Raw genomic sequence first — 16,649 nt, forward strand, 5'->3', positions numbered from 1 at the left:
CCAGCACCTTCTCCCCGTGAAGGACGGGGAGAAGGGAAGCGCTACAGCGCTGGCGACCCCTCTCCCCGTTTTTCACGGGGAGAGGGCAAGGTGAGGGGCAGCGCCGACGTTTGAGGAGAGACATGCCTCTCATCCTGAATCCACTCAGTCATCCAACTCACTGAAACAACGAGAAGAACCCATGAAGTCGCATGCAAAGGTCGTGGTCATCGGCGGCGGTGTTGTAGGATGTTCCGTGCTGTTCCATCTTGCCCGCCACGGCTGGACGGACGTGGTGCTTCTGGAGCGCGATGAGCTGACCTCGGGCTCGACCTGGCACGCGGCCGGCGGCATGCACACCATCAACGGCGATCCCAACGTCGCCAAGCTGCAGAAATACACGATCTCGCTCTACAAGGAGATCGAGGAGCTTTCCGGCCAGGCGACGGGGGTGCATCTGACCGGCGGCGTGCTCTTGGCAGCAACCGAGGCGCGGCTCGACTGGCTGCGCGGCGTCGTCTCCAAGGGCCGCTATCTCGGCATCGACCTCGAGGTGATCTCGGCGAAGGAAGCGGCCGAGTTGATGCCGCTCATCGATCCGAAGCAATTCGTCGGCGCCGTGCGCAACAAGGAGGACGGCCATCTCGATCCCTCCGGCGTCACCCACGCTTACGCCAAGGCGGCGCGGAAGCTGGGTGCGGAAGTGGAGCGCTTCACCAAGGTCGAGGACATCGTGCGCCGGCCCGACGGGCTGTGGCGGGTCATCACCAACAAGGGCGATGTGATCACCGAGCATGTCGTCAACGCCGGCGGGCTTTGGGCGCGCGAGGTCGGCCGCATGGTCGGGCTCGAACTGCCGGTGCTCGCCATGGAGCACATGTATCTGATCACCGAGGACATGCCGGAGGTCGCCGACTGGAACAAGAAGACCGGCACGGAAATCATCCATGCGGTCGACTTCGACGGCGAGCTCTATCTGCGCCAGGAGCGCGGCGGCATGCTGATGGGCACCTACGAGAAAGCCAACAAGGTCTGGTCCGAATTCTCCACACCCTGGAATTTCGGCCATGAGCTCTTGGAGCCGGATATCGACCGTATCGCGCCCTCGCTCGAAGTCGGCTTCCGTCACTTCCCGGCCTTTCAGAAAACCGGGATCAAGCAGATCATCAATGGCCCCTTCACCTTTGCGCCGGATGGCAATCCGCTGGTCGGTCCGGTGCGCGGCCTGCCGGGCTTCTGGGTCGCCTGCGGCGTCATGGCGGGTTTTTCTCAAGGCGGCGGTGTTGGCCTGGCGCTCTCAAACTGGATGATCGAGGGTGATCCCGGCGCCGATATCTGGGCGATGGACGTGGCGCGCTACGGCGACTGGGCGACGATGACCTACACCAACGCCAAGGTGCGCGAGAATTACTCGCGCCGCTTCTCGATCCGCTTCCCGAACGAGGAACTGCCGGCCGGACGGCCGCTGAAGACAACGCCCCTTTACGACACATTGTCGGCCAAAGGCGCGCAATGGGGCGTCGCCTTTGGGCTGGAAGTGCCGCTCTGGTATGCGCCCGAAGGCGTCAAGGACGAGTTCTCGTGGCGGCGGTCGACCGATTTCGACCATGTCGGCAGCGAAGTGGCCGCCGTCCGCAACGGCGTCGGCCTCTCGGAGATCTCAAGCTTTGCCAAGTACAAGGTGACGGGCGAGGGGGCGGCAGCCTGGCTCGACCGTCTGCTTGCCTGCAGGCTGCCCAAGCCCGGCCGCATGACGCTGGCGCCGATGCTGAAGGAAGACGGCAAGCTGATCGGCGATTTCACGCTCGCCAATGTCGGCGAGGGCGACTGGTTCGTCGCCGGCTCCGGCGTCGCCGAGCAGTACCATATGCGCTGGTTCGAGGCGCATCTGCCGAAGGACGGCTCGGTGCAGATAAAATCGCTGGGGCAGAAGCTCACCGGCCTAGCCATCGCCGGGCCGAAGGCGAGGGCGGTGCTGGCCAAAGTCACCCGCGCGGATGTCTCAAACCCGGCGTTCCCCTTCATGGCCGTCGCCACGATGGATATCGGCATGGCGCCGTGTCTTGTCGGCCGCGTCAGCTACACCGGCGATCTCGGCTACGAGATCTGGATGGCGCCGGAGTATCAGCGCGCCGCCTACCAGGCGCTGATCACGGCCGGCGAGGAATTCGGCATCGGCCTGTTCGGGTCGCGCGCGCTCAATGCGCTCAGGCTCGAAAAGAATTACGGCTCATGGGCGCGCGAATACCGGCCGATCTACGGACCGCTCGAGGCCGGGCTCGACCGTTTCGTCGCCTACGGCAAGGAGGCCGGTTCATCGGCAAGGAAGCAGCACTTGCCGAGCGCAAGCAAGGCGGCAAGCTCCGGCTGCGCGCCTTCATCGTCGAGGCTACTGATGCCGACGTCATCGGCGACGAGGCGATCTGGCACGACGGCGTCGTGCGCGGCTGGGTCACGTCCGGCGGCTATGCGCATAATGCAAAGAAGTCGATTGCCATGGGCTACGTGCCGAAGGAGATCGCCGACAGGCCCGACGGCTTCGAGATCGAGATCCTCGGCAAGCGCCACGCCGCGCGCATTCAGGCAACGCCGCTGTTCGATGCCAATTTCGAGCGGATGCGCGCCTGAAAACAGGCGCGCGTCCGCACAGGGCATCAGGCGCTGCGGCGGTTGTCGAGCGCGAAAGCGCCGGGATCGGCAAAGACCAGATAGAGGAAAATGAAGCAGAACGAGATCGCCGCGTCGCCGCCATTGTTGACGGGGAAGAAGTCGCGCGGGAAATGCGCCATGAAATAGGCGATGGCCATTTCGCCGCAGAGCAGGAACGCCACGGGGCGGGTCAACAGCCCCAGCGCCAGCAGGATGCCGCCGGCGAATTCAAGGATTGCGGACGTCAGCGCGAGCCCCGTCAGCGCCCCGGCATGGGCGCCGGCGGGGAAATTGAACAGCTTCTGGGTGCCGTGCTCGGTGAACTGCAGCGCCGTCATGATGCGAAGCACGCCCAGCGCCTGCGGCTGATAGCGGGAGAGACCTTCAAAAAGCTTCATCTAAACTCCATCTTGCCCTTCTCGACCCGCCATAATTTATCGCCCGGAAGCGGACCATTCACTTCCCATGCCCCGCCATCAACAATCGGTGAGTGGGCATGGTTTCATGTCTTCTCGTCCACTCTCTCCATGGTTGCAATCGTCTCTCATAAGTTGTATTGGTGCGCGGATACACCAAATGATCCGGGAATCCAATCGCCATGCAAAAATTCGCCATCAGCCTCTTCGCATTCCTTGCAGGCACGAGCTTCGCCATAGCTGCCGATGCTGGTTGTGATGCCTTCAAATGGCCGGTGACACGCGAGCAGGCCCTGTTTCCGTCAGCGTCCGCCGCCCAGTCCGGCGCGGCCCTGACAGTCGGGCAAGCGGCGGATTTCTCACTTGCAGCGGTCGACACGATCGGCTTCGAAGTTCCGCCTGGACGTGCACCGGCAGCCGGCACGTTCGGCGCGATGGCAAGCGTGACCGTACCGGCTGAAGGCGAGCTCCAGTTCAGCCTGTCCGATGAGGTCTGGATCGATGTCGTCCAAGACGGCCGCGCCGTGAAGTCGGCGGGCTTCAGCCGCGCAAAGACCTGCCCGGGCATTCGCAAGAGCGTGCGCTTCAAGCTGTCCGCCGGTCCGGCCACCGTGCAGCTCAGCGGCGCCAAGAAGGCCGATCTCAAAGTGGCGGTGCTGACGCCGGAGTGACGCCCAAGAGGGCGACGCCGGCGCCGGGCCAGCGCCCCCTCTGCCCGGCCAGACCTCCGCAGCAGCTGCGTTGCGGCTGCGGAGGGTGGACCGGACATCTGCCGCACAACAGGGGCGGCAGTTTCTATCGCCCAGGCGCCAGCAGCGCGAAATGCGCGCCCTGCGGGTCCTGGCATTGGATGATCCACTGCGCGCTCGGCACCTCCATCGGTCCCATCAATACCTTGCCGCCATTGTCGGTGACGCGCTTGGCGGCGGCGTCGATTGCGTCGACGTTGAAATAGAACTGCCAGACCGGGACCGGGATCTGCGGCGGCTTGTTCATCATGCCGCCGCCGGATTCGGGGCCGGCGCCGAAGGTCTGGTAGATGCCCATCTCGCCCATGTCGAACTGACCGACGCTCTCCCAGCCGAACTGGCTGGAATAGAAGTCGAAAGCGGCTTTCCAGTCCGAGGTGTAGAGCTCGTGCCAGCCAACATGGCCGGGCGTGGTAGCGGGTACCGGCGGCTGCTCGGGCTGGTTGGGCTGCAGGAACATTAAGGTCGCGCCCTGCGGGTCGGCGACGACGGCGAAGCGACCGACGCCGGGAATATCATCCGGCGCGCGATGAACGGCACCGCCGGCCTCCTTGAGCGCCTTCGTCGAGGCATCGACGTCCTTGGTGTAGATGTAGCCGAGCCAGGCCGGCGGCATGCCCATCTTGGCGGCATCCTCTGGCATCGTCATCAAACCGCCGACGCCGCGCAGGCTGGAATTCATCACGATATAGCGCGGCATGCCCGGCGCCTTGTCGAAGGGCTCGGCCCGCCAGCCGACGACGGCAGTATAAAAAGCCTCGGCGGCGTCGAGGTCGGTGGTCATCAGTTCGTACCAGAAGAAGGGTTTTGCGGCATTCGGCATGGTCGGTCTCCTCACCGGTTCAGGCAGCGATCGCGGTTCCGATCCATCATAGGACGATCTCGGCGACAGAAATCCGACATCTGGACCAGAAATCGAGAACGGCAAGGCGCTCATGCGTGTCACTCAAAAATGCGCAGCGGTTTTTGGGCGGCCGACACGCATCAAAAACGGAGCTTAAAGTGCGTCGCCCGAATCCGTTTCTGCGCGAAGTGCTTCAGGCCCCGCGATCTTGCATGGCCCGGGGTTTTGGACTTTGCTGCGGGCAAAATGAGGGGGCTGTCTTCCATGCGTCGAATGTCGCTTACGCCGGAGCTTGTGGCTTTGTGCCATCGCGAGGAGCTCGACCCAGGTCCGAGCGGGGACTGGACGCAGCTTAACGACGACGATTTCCGCGCGCTCGCCTCGCGCCTGTCAGACGAGGCCGACGAGGGGCCGCTCTGGGTGTTCGCTTATGGCTCGCTGATCTGGAAGCCGGCGTTGGAATCCATCGAGCAACGCCGCGCCTCCGCCTATAGCTGGCATCGCTCCTTCTGCCTCGACATGGTGCGCTGGCGAGGCAGCGCCGCGCAGCCGGGATTGATGATGGCGCTCGAGCGCGGCGGCCGTTGTGACGGCGTCATCTATCGTCTGCCGGATGGCGAGAAGCCCGCCCAGATCGAGAGATTGCTGCGGCGAGAAATCGACCATCATGAAAGCGTCAGTTCGGTCCGCTGGGTCCCGGTACGCACGGCGCAAGGATCGCTGCGAAGCGCTGAGCTTCTGGATCGGGGTGACGGGCAGGGGCACGTCGCTGAGGCAGCCGCTCGAAAGGGTGGCAAAGACACTGGCACGCGCATGCGGCCATGTCGGTTCCGGCGCCGAATATCTTTACAACACCGTCAGCCACCTCGAAACATTCGGCATCCATGACCGCAATCTGTGGCGCCTGCAGGAACTCGTGGCAGACGAGATCAGGTCGATCCATCCCTCCAGGATTGAAAGCGCTGAACCGACAGACATCGGCGTGGCGATAATATGAGTACGACTATCATGTTTTGTCCAAGCAATACAGCAGCTTGGCCGAAAATTGACCAATGGATAAAAAAATAAAACGTGCTAGCCTTCCTCAAAACAAACAAGGGGAACTGGAATGGCGACTGGTCATTTCATCGAAGGCATAGCCGGCGGCCGGCTGTCTGCGGAGCAATACGCCGATAATTTTTCCGACCTGCACCCGCCGCTCGATCACCACGAGGCGCTGGTTGAGGCCGATCGCTGCTATTTCTGCTACGATGCGCCGTGCATGAATGCATGCCCGACCTCGATCGATATCCCGTTGTTCATCCGGCAGATCGCGACCGGCAATCCGCTGGGCTCGGCCAAGACCATTTTCGACCAGAACATTCTTGGCGGCATGTGCGCCCGCGTCTGCCCGACGGAGACGCTGTGCGAAGAGGTCTGCGTGCGCGAGGTCGCGGAGGGCAAGCCGGTGCAGATCGGCCGGCTGCAGCGCTATGCGACCGATGTCGCGATGGATGAGGGCAAGCAGTTCTACAAGCGCGCCGAACCGACCGGAAAAACGGTCGCCGTGGTCGGCGCCGGGCCAGCGGGCCTGGCGGCGGCGCATCGCTTGGCCCGCCACGGCCACGATGTGACGATCCTCGAAGCACGGCCGAAGGCCGGCGGCCTCAATGAATACGGCATCGCGGCTTACAAGAGCGTCGACGATTTCGCTCAGGCCGAGGTCGACTACGTCACCGCGATCGGCGGCATCGACATCCAGAACGGCAAAGCGCTCGGACGGGACTTCCAGCTTTCCGACCTGATCCGCAACTACGATGCGGTGTTCCTTGGCCTCGGGCTCGGCGGCGTCAATGCGCTGCGCGCCGAAGGCGAGGATACGGATGGCGTCGCCAACGCAGTCGAGTTCATCGCCGAACTCAGGCAGGCAAGCGACCTTTCCAGCCTGCCGGTCGGCCGCCGCGTCGTCGTCATCGGCGGCGGCATGACGGCGATCGACGCCGCGGTGCAGTCGAAGCTGCTCGGCGCCGAGGAGGTGACGATCTGCTACCGGCGCGGCCAGGAGCATATGAATGCCTCCGGCTTCGAGCAGGATCTGGCCGCCGCGAACGGCGTCACGATCCGCCACTGGCTGCAGCCGAAGCGCGTCATCGCTGAGAACGGCAAAGTGTCGGCGATCGAGCTCGAATACACAGCCATGAATGGCGACAAGCTCGCCGGTACCGGCGAAATGCTGAGGCTCAACGCCGACCAGGTGTTCAAGGCGATTGGCCAGAGCTTTGTGCCGGCTCATCTCAACGGCAGCGTTGCCTCCATCGAGCTCGATGGCGGCCGCATCAGGGTCGATGCCGAGGGCCGCACCTCGCTGGCGAAAGTCTGGGCGGGCGGCGACTGCATCTTCGGCGGCGATGACCTGACGGTCTCGGCCGTGGCGCAAGGCCGCGACGCCGCCGAATCCATCCACCGGGCACTGACCTCTAACGGGAGGGCATGAGCATGGCAGACATCCGCAACACCTTCGCCGGCATCAAGTCGCCAAATCCGTTCTGGCTGGCTTCGGCGCCGCCGACCGACAAGGCCTATAATGTCGAACGCGCCTTCAAAGCCGGCTGGGGCGGCGTGGTCTGGAAGACGCTTGGCGAAGAGGGCCCGCCGGTCGTCAACGTCAACGGCCCGCGCTACGGCGCGATCTGGGGCGCCGACCGCCGGCTGCTCGGCCTGAACAATATCGAGCTGATCACCGACCGCGACCTGCAGACCAATCTGCGCGAGATGAAGCAGGTGAAGATGAACTGGCCGGATCGGGCGCTGGTCGCCTCGATCATGGTGCCTTGCGAGGAGGAAAGCTGGAAGGCGATCCTGCCGCTGGTCGAGGAGACCGGCGCCGACGGCATCGAGCTCAATTTCGGCTGCCCGCACGGCATGAGCGAACGCGGCATGGGCTCGGCGGTGGGCCAGGTGCCGGAATATATCGAGATGGTGGTGCGCTGGTGCAAGCAGTACACGCGCATGCCGGTCATCACCAAGCTGACGCCGAACATCACCGACATCCGCAAGCCGGCGCGGGCCGCCAAAGCCGGCGGCACCGACGCGGTGTCGCTGATCAACACCATCAACTCGATCACCGGGGTCGACCTCGACAGTTTTGCGCCGCAGCCGACCATCGACGGCAAGGGCTCGCATGGCGGCTATTGCGGCCCGGCGGTGAAGCCGATCGCGATGAACATGGTGGCCGAGATCGCGCGCGATCCGGAAACGCACGGCCTGCCAATCTCGGGCATCGGCGGCATCACAACCTGGCGGGATGCTGCCGAATTCATGGCACTCGGCGCCGGCAACGTGCAGGTCTGCACGGCGGCAATGACCTATGGTTTCAAGATCGTGCAGGAGATGATCGCGGGGCTGGAGAACTGGATGGACGAGAAGGGCCACGCCTCGCTGTCCGACATCATCGGCCGCGCCACACCCAATGTCACGGACTGGCAGTATCTCAACCTCAACTATGTCGCCAAGGCGCATATCGACCAGGACGCGTGCATCAAATGCGGGCGCTGCCACATCGCCTGCGAGGACACCTCGCACCAGGCGATCACCAGCATGGTCGACGGCGTCAGGCATTTCGAGGTGATCGAGGCCGAATGCGTCGGGTGCAATCTTTGCGTCAATGTCTGCCCGGTCGAGGGCTGCATCACCATGGAACCGCTGGCCGCCGGCGTGCTGGATCAGCGCACGGGCATACCGGTGTCGCCGGTCTACGCCAACTGGACGACGCATCCGAACAATCCGATGGCCAAGGTGGCCGCGGAGTAGGGAACACTTTTGAAAGAAATGCGGCGCCTTCGGGTGCCGTTTTTCGTTACCTATATTGCAGATAAGAATTATCCATGATAGGAACTATCCATGAATTGGAGCCAAAGATCGTGAAGCTGGGAGAGGGCGTCGAAGCGGCGATCCACTGCGCCGCCATGCTTGCCGGCGTCGACGGCAACAGCACCATGTCGGGCGCGGCCATGGCCGAGGCGTTCGGCCTGTCGCCGAGCTATCTCTTGAAGCATCTCAATCAGCTGACAACGGCGCGCATCCTGGAATCGGTGCCGGGGCCGGCAGGCGGCTACAGGCTGGCGCGACCGGCCGAGCGGATCACGCTGCTCGACATCGTGCTTGCGGTCGAGGGCAGGGAGCCGGCCTTCCGCTGCGGAGAGATCCGCCAGCGCGGGCCGGTCAAGCTAGACGCGTCGGCCTATGTCAAACCGTGCGGCATCAATGCCGCGATGCTGAAGGCCGAGCGCGCCTATCGTGCCGCCCTTGCCGAGGCAAAGCTCTCCGACATCGTCGCCGATTTCATGAACGACGCCGATCCCCGCACCGTCGCCGCAAGCTGCGCCTTCGTCGAACGCCATCAGCGGCTGCAGAAAGTTCAACAACCAAGCAAAGCGTGAAAGGTAAGAGAATGAAACAGAGGCTGCAATTCTTCGCCAAGGCGCCTGAAATCATGAAGGCGGTGATGGCGCTCAACAAGGCCGTCGAGGAGTGCGGGCTGGAAGAAAGCCTGATGCACCTGGTCAAGCTCAGGGCTTCCCAGATCAATGGCTGTTCCTATTGTGTCGAGATGCACAGCCGTGAGGCAAGGCGGGATGGCGAAACGGAGCAGCGGCTTTATCTGGTCGCCGCCTGGAAGGAGTCGCCGCTGTTTTCCGAGCGCGAGCGCGCCGCGCTCGGCTGGACCGAGAAGGTGACGAACATCTCCGACAACGGCGTTCCGGACGATCTCTACGCCAGGACGCTGGAGCAGTTCTCCGAGGAAGAGCTGGTCAAGCTGACAGTGGTGATCGGCATGATCAACACCTGGAATCGGCTCTGCGTGTCCTTCCACGCCATCCATCCGATGCCGGCCGCCAAGGCTGCCTGACTATCCAAAGCCGCGCGGATCCGAAGACAGTTCCGCGCGGCTTTCATTTGCCGCGCGCCTGCTGCTCGGCGGCGCCTTCGTCATTGACGGCCTGCGCAACGTCCAGCACAAGACCTGCTCATCCCGATGATGGCGGCACGCGGCGTGCCGAGGCAGGCCGGTATTGTGGCTGGGCATTGTCCTGCTGTCATGGCCGGACTGCTGGTGATCGGCGGCTTATGGACCGGGCTGGCGGCAAGCCTGACCCTGTTCCTGATCGTCGCGACGCCGATGTTTCACAATTTCTGGGATCATCAGGGCCGGATCGCGCCTCACGCATAAACGGCTTCGTCGCCAATGTCGCCCTGGCCGCGGTTCCTGGCGCTGGTCACGCACTATGCCTGACAACCGCACTTGGATTCCCTGCAATCGATGGCGCCGCGTTAATCGGTTTGTCGCGATTGTCCTGTATTAGCAAAAACAGGTTCGCCCGTCGGAGCGTTCATGAGCAGAGCTGGACTGCATTCTGGGCACGCGTTTCGGATGCCTTCCACCAGGCGCTGTTGCCGTTCCGTGCAGTCGCGGGAGCGTTCGGCCAGCATCCGAGCGACATTCAGATATGGTGCTTTCTGTGCGGCGTCTTCTTCCTGGCGGTCGTCGCCATACAGACCTATGGCGACATCATGCTCAGGCGACGCGGCGCCTTTGCCACCGGCAAGGTGATCGGCATCGACAAGTCGAGCGACGGCCCGGACACGCCGATCATCGAATTCGCCGACCGACTGGGCAAGACCTGGCATTTCTACTCGCACCTGCCGGTCAACGGAACGACCGGGAACGTCGGCACAGCGGTCGAAGTGATCTATGACCCACTCCACCCGAAGCAGGCGCGGGAAGTGGGCCGCCCGCTGATGAAGGCCGTCCACCTGGCTGTCTGGTATGCGGTCGTCGCCGGGCTGATGATGCTGGCCTTCCTGCCCGGCCTCATTTCCAATTGATCATTCAGGCGGCGAAGCGCAGGCCGCCGTCGCAGGTCAGCACCTGGCCGGTCATGAAACCGTTGGACACCAGGAAGGCGATCGCGTCGGCGACGTCCTCGGCGCGACCGATACGGCCGACCGGCGTCTTTCCGGCGTACTCGGCAAAGACCGCCTGCCGCTCTTCGCCCGATAGAAAATCCCACCAGGGCGTATCGATGACGCCGGGGGCCACCACGTTGACGCGCAGCGGCTTCAGTTCGACGGCCAGGATCGGGACTACGGTCAAAAGCATGCCGTTGATGGCGCCGATGCCGGCAATGCCGGGTGCTGCGATCTGCGCCGAGACGGCCGAAATGAAAGTGACCGATCCGGCTTTGTTCAAGGTCGGCAGGGCCGCTTGCAAGCAGCCTAGCTGCGGCTTGATCTTCTCGTCGACGCCGCTGCCGATGTCGGCAAGGTCGAGGGTCGCGAACGGCCCAAGGCCCCTGCCGCCGCTTGCGGCGAGAACGAGATGGTCGAATGGGCCGAGACCATCGAAGAAGTGCCGGACCGCGTCCGGCTTGGTCGCGTCGAAAGCGGCCTTGCCGACGGTGCCGCCGAGGCTCTTCCAGGCGTTGTTCAGCTTGTCCTCGCTGCGGCCGGTGATCGTCACCTTCATCGTGGGGCTGAGCAGCCGTTTGGCTGTGGCAAGGCCAATGCCAGACGAGCCGCCGATGATAACGCAATGTTCGATGCTCATGAATGCTGTTCCCTGGATGTCGCGGAAGATTGTCCGGTCAGTTCGAGGCTGAGCGCCCGCAACCGGCTGCGGGCTCTTTCGTCATAGGCCTGGGCATCGGCGCGCGCTTCCCGCTGGCCATCGAAATAGAGGCCGCTGCGCCCTTCGAGCGCCGGAGATATTGCCAAGTTGAGGATCGCGTCGGCGCCGGTCTCGACCGAGCTCCACGGTGTGATGCCGGCCTGCCGGACCATGGTGGTATCCATGTAGCTTGCCGGATGGAGTGCATTGACGGTGACGCCGCTGCCTTCGAGCTGCTCGGCCAGATCGATGGTGAACAAGATCTGCGCCAGCTTGCTCTGGCAATAGGCGCGCACGCCGCTGTAGCCGCGGGCCAGATTGACATCGTCGAAATCGATCGCCTGCTGGCCGGCGGAGGCGACATTGACGATGCGCGCCGGCGCACTTGCCTTCAGCAAGGGCAAAAGCTCCGACGACAGCAGGAAGCCTGCGAGATAGTTGACGGCGAAGCGCATTTCGTAGCCGTCGGCGCTCACTTGCCTTTTTGCGCCTTCGCCGCCCGTGCCGACGCCGGCATTACTGATCAATATGTCGAGCCGGTCGGTTCCTGCCCGCACGGCGCCGGCAAGGCGGCGCACTTCGGCGAGCGACGAAAGATCCGCAAGCAGAAATTCGGCGTTGCCGCCCTCGGCTTCGATGGCAGCGACTGTCGCCTTGGCGCGAGTTTGGTCGCGGCCATGCACCAGCACGCGGGCGCCGGCAGCGCCGAGCCTTTCAGCGACCATGCGGCCAACCCCGTCGGTCGAGCCGGTGACGAGAACGGTCTTATTCTTAAGTTCCATGTTCAGAGCCTCCTTATGCTGCTCTGAACGCAAGATGGGGCGCGGCGCGCAGGCCAAACAGTTCAAATTTTATCCTGGTATCGATACTGCTATAATAGCTGCATGGATGCCGTGCCCCATTCCCCTGAGGACAGCCGCCGCCGCGAGCTCGGCGCTTTCCTGCGCTCGCGCCGGGAGCGGCTCTCGCCTGCCGACATTGGGATTGCGAGCGGCGCCAGGCGGCGTACGCCCGGGCTGAGGCGCGAGGAAGTGGCAATGATCGCCGGCGTCGGCACCACCTGGTACACCTGGCTGGAGCAAGGGCGGGACGTGCGGCCCTCGGTCGAAGTGCTGACCGCGCTCTGCGAGGCGCTGCGCCTGGACACCGTCGAGAAGCGGCATCTGTTCATCCTTGCCGGCCGCCAGCAGCCGGAGCAGCGCGCGGCGACCTCTGAAAAGGTCGACGCCACACTGCTGCACATGCTGAGGAGCCTCGTCTTGCAGCCGGCTTATGTGGTTGGCCGGCGTTGGGACGTGCTCGCCTGGAATCCGGCGGCGGTCGCCGTGTTCGGCGACTATGGCCTGCTGGAGGGCGATGCCCGCAACATCGTCCATCTGGTGTTCACAAGCCCGCATCACCGCCGGCTGCTGGTCGATTGGGAAGAGCTTGCCCGCGTGGTGCTCGCTTCGTTTCGCGCGGAGAGCGCCAAATATGTTGGCGATCCGGATTTCGAGCGGCTGATCGCGCTGATGATGCGCTCAAGCCCGGAGTTCCGTGATTGGTGGCCGCGGCGGGACGTGGCGAGAAGGCTGACGGGCGTGAAACACGTCCGCCATCCCACAGCCGGCCCGATGGCTTTCGAGCATATGAGCCTGTCGATCGACGACGGCTCAGACATGCGGCTGATCGTCTACACGCCATTGCCCGAGCAGAATACGATCGCCAAGCTCAAGAAGCTGCTGGAAGAGAAGCCCGCCGAGCGGCGCAGCGCCTGATCTTCGCCCGACCTAAGCTTTCGGCTTCAGCCCATCGAGGAACAGTTGCTCCAGGAACCGGGCAGCATCCTCGAAGCGGCCGTCGCCGCCGCGGTCGGAGCCGAGCACGGCGCGCACCTGGACGTCGAAATCGGCGTAATGCTGCGTCGTCGCCCAGATCGAGAAGATCAGATGCCAGGGGTCGGTGCGGGCGATCTTGCCGGCGCGCATCCAGCCCTTGATGACGGCGGCCTTCTCCTCGACCAGCGTTTTCAGCTCGCCCTCCAGCATCGGCATGATGCGCGGCGCGCCCTGCAGGATCTCGTTGGCGAAGAGCCGGCTTTCGCGTGGAAAATCGCGCGCCATTTCGAGCTTGCGGCGGATGTAGCTTCTGAGCTCGGTCATCGGATCGCCGATATCGTCAAGCTCGCGGAGCGGCGCCAGCCAGGTGTCCAGCAGCCGCTGCATCAATGTCTCGTGAATGTCCTCCTTGCGGCGGAAGTAATAGAGAAGGTTCGGCTTCGACATGCCGGCGGCTTCGGCAATCTGGTCGATGGTCGAGCCGCGAAAACCGTTGGCGGAGAAGACTTCCAGCGCGGCCTCCAGGATGAGCTCGCGCTTTTCCTGCTGGATGCGGGTGCGGCGTGGAGCTGAGCCTTCCATCGTGTCCGTCATCCTTGCGGGCTGCTGCCGTGTGGGCACTCTGGACCAATTCTCTGGACCAGTTTTTCTCCGAGCCGTGGAGCGCGCTTTCGATGCCGCATTTCCGTTAGTAGTCCCTTGACCGCCGACAGGGCGGTGCTAACGTTTGTCCAACCGGTCAAAATTTTGCGTAGCACGAAAACGCAACGAAGACCAAGCCTTGGGAAGACCAAGCGTTAGCGCACCGAAACAGGTTACAAGGGGAAATCTTGGTCATGTCCAACCGGCTGAAAGTCACGCCGAACGATCTCAGCGCATTCTGGATGCCGTTCACGGCAAACCGGCAGTTCAAGCAGGCGCCGCGCATGTTCGTGTCCGCCAAGGACATGCACTACACGACGAGCGATGGCCGCAAGGTGCTCGACGGCACTGCAGGCCTCTGGTGCGTCAACGCCGGCCATTGCCGGCCGAAGATCACCGAGGCCATTCAGCAGCAGGCCGCCGAACTCGACTATGCGCCGGCCTTCCAGATGGGCCACCCGATCGTGTTCGAGCTGGCGAACCGCCTTGTCGATATCGCGCCGAAGGGCATGGACCATGTGTTCTTCACCAATTCCGGCTCGGAATCGGTCGAGACCGCGTTGAAGATGGCGATCGCCTATCACCGTGTCCGCGGCGAGGGCTCGCGCACCCGGCTGATCGGCCGCGAGCGCGGCTATCACGGCGTCAATTTCGGCGGCATTTCGGTCGGGGGCATCGTCGCCAACCGCAAGATGTTCGGCACGCTGCTCGGCGGCGTCGACCATCTGCCGCACACCCACCTGCCGGAGAAGAACGCCTTCTCGAAGGGCGTGCCTGAGCACGGCGCCGAACTGGCGAACGAGCTGGAGCGTCTCGTCACCCTGCATGACGCCTCGACCATCGCGGCGGTCATCGTCGAGCCGGTCGCAGGCTCGACCGGCGTCATCCTGCCGCCGAAGGGCTACCTGCAGAAGCTTCGAGAAATCTGCACCAAGCACGGCATATTGTTGATCTTCGATGAAGTGATCACCGGCTTCGGCCGTCTTGGCGCGCCGTTCGGGGCGGATTATTTCGGCGTCACGCCGGATATCATGACGACGGCCAAGGGCGTATCCAACGGCGTCATCCCGATGGGCGCGGTTTTCGTGAAGAAGGAAATCCACGACGCCTTCATGAACGGCCCGGAGCACATGATCGAGTTCTTCCACGGCTACACCTATTCGGGCAATCCGATCGCCTGCGCCGCGGCTCTCGGCACTTTGGACACCTACAAGGAAGAAGGCCTGCTAACCCGCGGCGAGGAGCTGGCGCCTTACTGGGAAGACGCGCTGCATTCGTTGAAGGGCGAGCCGCATGTCATCGACATCCGCAATATCGGCCTGATCGGCGCGATCGAGCTTGCGCCGATCGCCGGTAGCCCGACCAAGCGGGCCTTCTCGGCCTTCGTCAAAGCGTTCGAACGCGGCGCGCTGATCCGCACAACCGGCGACATCATCGCGCTGTCGCCGCCGCTGATCATCACCAAGGGCCAGATCAACGAACTGATCGACCATGTTCGCGATGTTCTGCGCTCGATAGACTAACTGCTCAAACCGCTCGGGCGGCGACGGGAACCGCCGCCCGACCGGAGACCTGAAATGAGAGGACTTTGAATGGCCGCCCCCGGCGAGAATCTGCGAATCAATTCAGACCGTTTGTGGGATTCCATCATGGAGATGGCGAAGATCGGCCCCGGCATCGCCGGGGGCAACAATCGCCAGACGCTGACCGATTCCGACAAGCAAGGCCGCGAACTGTTCAGGTCCTGGTGCGACGAGGCCGGGCTCACGATGGGCGTGGACCAGATGGGCACCATGTTCATGACGCGGCCCGGCACCGATCCGGACGCGCTGCCGGTCTATGTCGGTTCCCATCTCGATACCCAGCCGACCGGCGGCAAATATGACGGCGTGCTCGGAGTGCTCTCTGGCCTCGAGGTCGTGCGCTCGCTCAACGATCTCGGCATCAAGACCAAACATCCGATCGTCGTCACCAACTGGACGAACGAGGAGGGAGCCCGTTTCGCGCCGGCCATGCTCGCCTCCGCCGTGTTCGCAGGCGTTCACACGCAGGATTATGCCTATGCCCGCAAGGATCTCGACGGCCTTAGCTTCGGCGACGAGCTGAAGCGGATCGGTTGGGTCGGCGACGAGACGGTCGGCGCGCGCAAGATGCACGCCTATTTCGAGTACCATATCGAGCAGGGGCCCATCCTCGAGGCCGAGAACAAGCAAATCGGCGTGGTGACCCACTGCCAGGGCCTGTGGTGGCTGGAATTCACGCTGACCGGCAGGGAGGCGCATACCGGCTCGACCCCGATGAACATGCGCGTCAATGCAGGGTTGGCCATGGCGCGCATACTGGAGATGGTGCAGACGGTCGCGATGGAGAACCAGCCTGGCGCCGTCGGCGGTGTAGGCCAGGTGAAGTTCTCGCCCAACTCCCGCAACGTTTTGCCGGGCACGGTGATCTTCACTGTCGATATCCGCTCGCCCGATAAGGCGAAGCTCGACGGCATGCGCGCGCGCATCGAGAAGGAGGCGCCGAAGATCTGCGAGCCGCTCGGCGTGAAATGCGCCGTCGAGGCGGTCGGCCATTTCGATCCGGTGACCTTCGATCCGACGCTGGTCGGCCGTGTCCGCACCGCCGCCGAGAAGCTGGGCTACAGCCATATGAACATCATCTCCGGCGCCGGCCACGACGCCTGCTGGGCGGCCAAGGTCGCGCCGGCGACCATGGTCATGTGTCCCTGTGTCGGCGGGCTCAGCCACAACGAGGCCGAGGACATCTCCAAGGAATGGGCGGCGGCAGGCGCCGATGTGCTGTTCCACGCGGTGGTCGAGACGGCAGGAATCGTCGAATGACCGAATAGAAATCACCTCGAAAAAGCCGCTCGCAAAGAAGCGTGAAAAGATCAGGGGAACAGCT

Annotated in this window: 15 protein-coding genes and 2 pseudogenes; 12 read left to right on the top strand and 5 right to left on the bottom strand. The window is 63.6% G+C overall.

What is annotated here, in order from left to right; translation table 11 throughout:
- Window positions 1-181 precede the first annotated feature (181 nt).
- Window positions 182-2,607 (top strand): annotated as a pseudogene (locus tag A9K71_RS03825) (FAD-dependent oxidoreductase).
- A 26-nt stretch (window positions 2,608-2,633) separates the two neighbouring features.
- Here the strand turns inward: A9K71_RS03825 and A9K71_RS03830 are convergent.
- Window positions 2,634-3,026: a DoxX family protein gene (locus A9K71_RS03830; RefSeq protein ID WP_066990576.1), complete on the bottom strand. Its 393-nt coding sequence runs from the start codon at window positions 3,024-3,026 to the stop codon at window positions 2,634-2,636.
- Between the two features lie 200 nt (window positions 3,027-3,226).
- Here A9K71_RS03830 and A9K71_RS03835 point away from each other — a divergent pair, with 200 nt between their 5' ends.
- A complete protein-coding gene (locus tag A9K71_RS03835; RefSeq protein WP_066990580.1) occupies window positions 3,227-3,715 on the top strand; it encodes a hypothetical protein in 489 nt (162 codons plus the stop codon).
- 124 nt (window positions 3,716-3,839) lie between these two features.
- Here A9K71_RS03835 and A9K71_RS03840 read toward each other — a convergent pair whose 3' ends face one another.
- Complete coding sequence (locus tag A9K71_RS03840) at window positions 3,840-4,616, bottom strand: VOC family protein (RefSeq protein WP_066990584.1); 777 nt, start codon at window positions 4,614-4,616, stop codon at window positions 3,840-3,842.
- A 285-nt stretch (window positions 4,617-4,901) separates the two neighbouring features.
- Between A9K71_RS03840 and A9K71_RS03845 the strand changes: the two are divergent.
- From A9K71_RS03845 to A9K71_RS31875, 7 genes and pseudogenes are all read left to right on the top strand, one after another.
- A pseudogene (locus tag A9K71_RS03845) lies at window positions 4,902-5,634 on the top strand (gamma-glutamylcyclotransferase).
- A gap of 111 nt (window positions 5,635-5,745) precedes the next feature.
- A complete protein-coding gene (locus A9K71_RS03850; protein ID WP_066990587.1) occupies window positions 5,746-7,110 on the top strand; it encodes an NAD(P)-dependent oxidoreductase in 1,365 nt (454 codons plus the stop codon).
- Between the two features lie 2 nt (window positions 7,111-7,112).
- Complete coding sequence (preA, locus tag A9K71_RS03855; RefSeq protein WP_066990590.1) at window positions 7,113-8,426, top strand: NAD-dependent dihydropyrimidine dehydrogenase subunit PreA; 1,314 nt, start codon at window positions 7,113-7,115, stop codon at window positions 8,424-8,426.
- 110 nt (window positions 8,427-8,536) lie between these two features.
- Window positions 8,537-9,055 (top strand): Rrf2 family transcriptional regulator, encoded by a 519-nt coding sequence (locus A9K71_RS03860; protein ID WP_066990982.1) that lies wholly within the window; start codon window positions 8,537-8,539, stop codon window positions 9,053-9,055.
- 11 nt (window positions 9,056-9,066) lie between these two features.
- Window positions 9,067-9,525, top strand: a complete 459-nt coding sequence (locus A9K71_RS03865; protein ID WP_066990592.1) for a carboxymuconolactone decarboxylase family protein — start codon at window positions 9,067-9,069, stop codon at window positions 9,523-9,525.
- Between the two features lie 126 nt (window positions 9,526-9,651).
- A complete protein-coding gene (locus A9K71_RS29760; protein ID WP_348626971.1) occupies window positions 9,652-9,846 on the top strand; it encodes a hypothetical protein in 195 nt (64 codons plus the stop codon).
- Window positions 9,847-10,067: 221 nt separating this feature from the next.
- A complete protein-coding gene (locus A9K71_RS31875) occupies window positions 10,068-10,502 on the top strand; it encodes a DUF3592 domain-containing protein (RefSeq protein ID WP_066990595.1) in 435 nt (144 codons plus the stop codon).
- A 4-nt stretch (window positions 10,503-10,506) separates the two neighbouring features.
- Here A9K71_RS31875 and A9K71_RS03875 read toward each other — a convergent pair whose 3' ends face one another.
- Together A9K71_RS03875 and A9K71_RS03880 are read right to left on the bottom strand one after the other, a co-directional pair.
- Entirely contained in the window at window positions 10,507-11,223 is a 717-nt protein-coding gene (locus A9K71_RS03875) for an SDR family oxidoreductase (protein WP_066990603.1), read from the bottom strand.
- Window positions 11,220-12,065, bottom strand: coding sequence for an SDR family NAD(P)-dependent oxidoreductase (locus A9K71_RS03880; protein WP_066990606.1), 846 nt, complete (start codon window positions 12,063-12,065; stop codon window positions 11,220-11,222). The genes A9K71_RS03875 and A9K71_RS03880 overlap by 4 nt, the downstream gene beginning before the upstream one ends.
- Before the next feature lie 102 nt (window positions 12,066-12,167).
- Between A9K71_RS03880 and A9K71_RS03885 the strand changes: the two genes are divergently transcribed.
- The gene (locus A9K71_RS03885) at window positions 12,168-13,040 is read left to right on the top strand and encodes a helix-turn-helix transcriptional regulator (protein WP_066990608.1); all 873 of its coding nucleotides are present in this window, start codon (window positions 12,168-12,170) and stop codon (window positions 13,038-13,040) included.
- 12 nt (window positions 13,041-13,052) lie between these two features.
- On the opposite strand, the gene A9K71_RS03890 is transcribed toward A9K71_RS03885, so the two are convergent.
- Window positions 13,053-13,682 (bottom strand): TetR family transcriptional regulator C-terminal domain-containing protein, encoded by a 630-nt coding sequence (locus A9K71_RS03890; RefSeq protein WP_066990985.1) that lies wholly within the window; start codon window positions 13,680-13,682, stop codon window positions 13,053-13,055.
- A gap of 254 nt (window positions 13,683-13,936) precedes the next feature.
- On the opposite strand from A9K71_RS03890, the gene A9K71_RS03895 reads away from it, so the two are divergent.
- Both A9K71_RS03895 and A9K71_RS03900 read left to right on the top strand, forming a co-directional pair.
- Window positions 13,937-15,265 carry an aspartate aminotransferase family protein gene (locus A9K71_RS03895; protein WP_066990611.1) on the top strand — a complete coding sequence of 443 codons (1,329 nt, stop codon included), beginning with the start codon at window positions 13,937-13,939 and terminating at the stop codon, window positions 15,263-15,265.
- A gap of 69 nt (window positions 15,266-15,334) precedes the next feature.
- Complete coding sequence (locus A9K71_RS03900) at window positions 15,335-16,585, top strand: Zn-dependent hydrolase (protein WP_066990614.1); 1,251 nt, start codon at window positions 15,335-15,337, stop codon at window positions 16,583-16,585.
- The last annotated feature ends 64 nt before the right edge of the window (window positions 16,586-16,649 follow it).

The organism is Mesorhizobium sp. WSM3873, from assembly GCF_001672445.1.
GTDB lineage: Bacteria > Pseudomonadota > Alphaproteobacteria > Rhizobiales > Rhizobiaceae > Mesorhizobium.

Coding starts and splice junctions, on each gene's coding strand:
- A9K71_RS03830 (WP_066990576.1), bottom strand. CDS start 3,026: ATGAAGCTTTTTGAAGGTCTCTCCCGCTATCAGCCGCAGGCGCTGGGC.
- A9K71_RS03835 (WP_066990580.1), top strand. CDS start 3,227: ATGCAAAAATTCGCCATCAGCCTCTTCGCATTCCTTGCAGGCACGAGC.
- A9K71_RS03840 (WP_066990584.1), bottom strand. CDS start 4,616: ATGCCGAATGCCGCAAAACCCTTCTTCTGGTACGAACTGATGACCACC.
- A9K71_RS03850 (WP_066990587.1), top strand. CDS start 5,746: ATGGCGACTGGTCATTTCATCGAAGGCATAGCCGGCGGCCGGCTGTCT.
- preA (WP_066990590.1), top strand. CDS start 7,113: ATGGCAGACATCCGCAACACCTTCGCCGGCATCAAGTCGCCAAATCCG.
- A9K71_RS03865 (WP_066990592.1), top strand. CDS start 9,067: ATGAAACAGAGGCTGCAATTCTTCGCCAAGGCGCCTGAAATCATGAAG.
- A9K71_RS29760 (WP_348626971.1), top strand. CDS start 9,652: ATGATGGCGGCACGCGGCGTGCCGAGGCAGGCCGGTATTGTGGCTGGG.
- A9K71_RS03875 (WP_066990603.1), bottom strand. CDS start 11,223: ATGAGCATCGAACATTGCGTTATCATCGGCGGCTCGTCTGGCATTGGC.
- A9K71_RS03880 (WP_066990606.1), bottom strand. CDS start 12,065: ATGGAACTTAAGAATAAGACCGTTCTCGTCACCGGCTCGACCGACGGG.
- A9K71_RS03885 (WP_066990608.1), top strand. CDS start 12,168: ATGGATGCCGTGCCCCATTCCCCTGAGGACAGCCGCCGCCGCGAGCTC.
- A9K71_RS03890 (WP_066990985.1), bottom strand. CDS start 13,682: ATGGAAGGCTCAGCTCCACGCCGCACCCGCATCCAGCAGGAAAAGCGC.
- A9K71_RS03895 (WP_066990611.1), top strand. CDS start 13,937: ATGTCCAACCGGCTGAAAGTCACGCCGAACGATCTCAGCGCATTCTGG.
- A9K71_RS03900 (WP_066990614.1), top strand. CDS start 15,335: ATGGCCGCCCCCGGCGAGAATCTGCGAATCAATTCAGACCGTTTGTGG.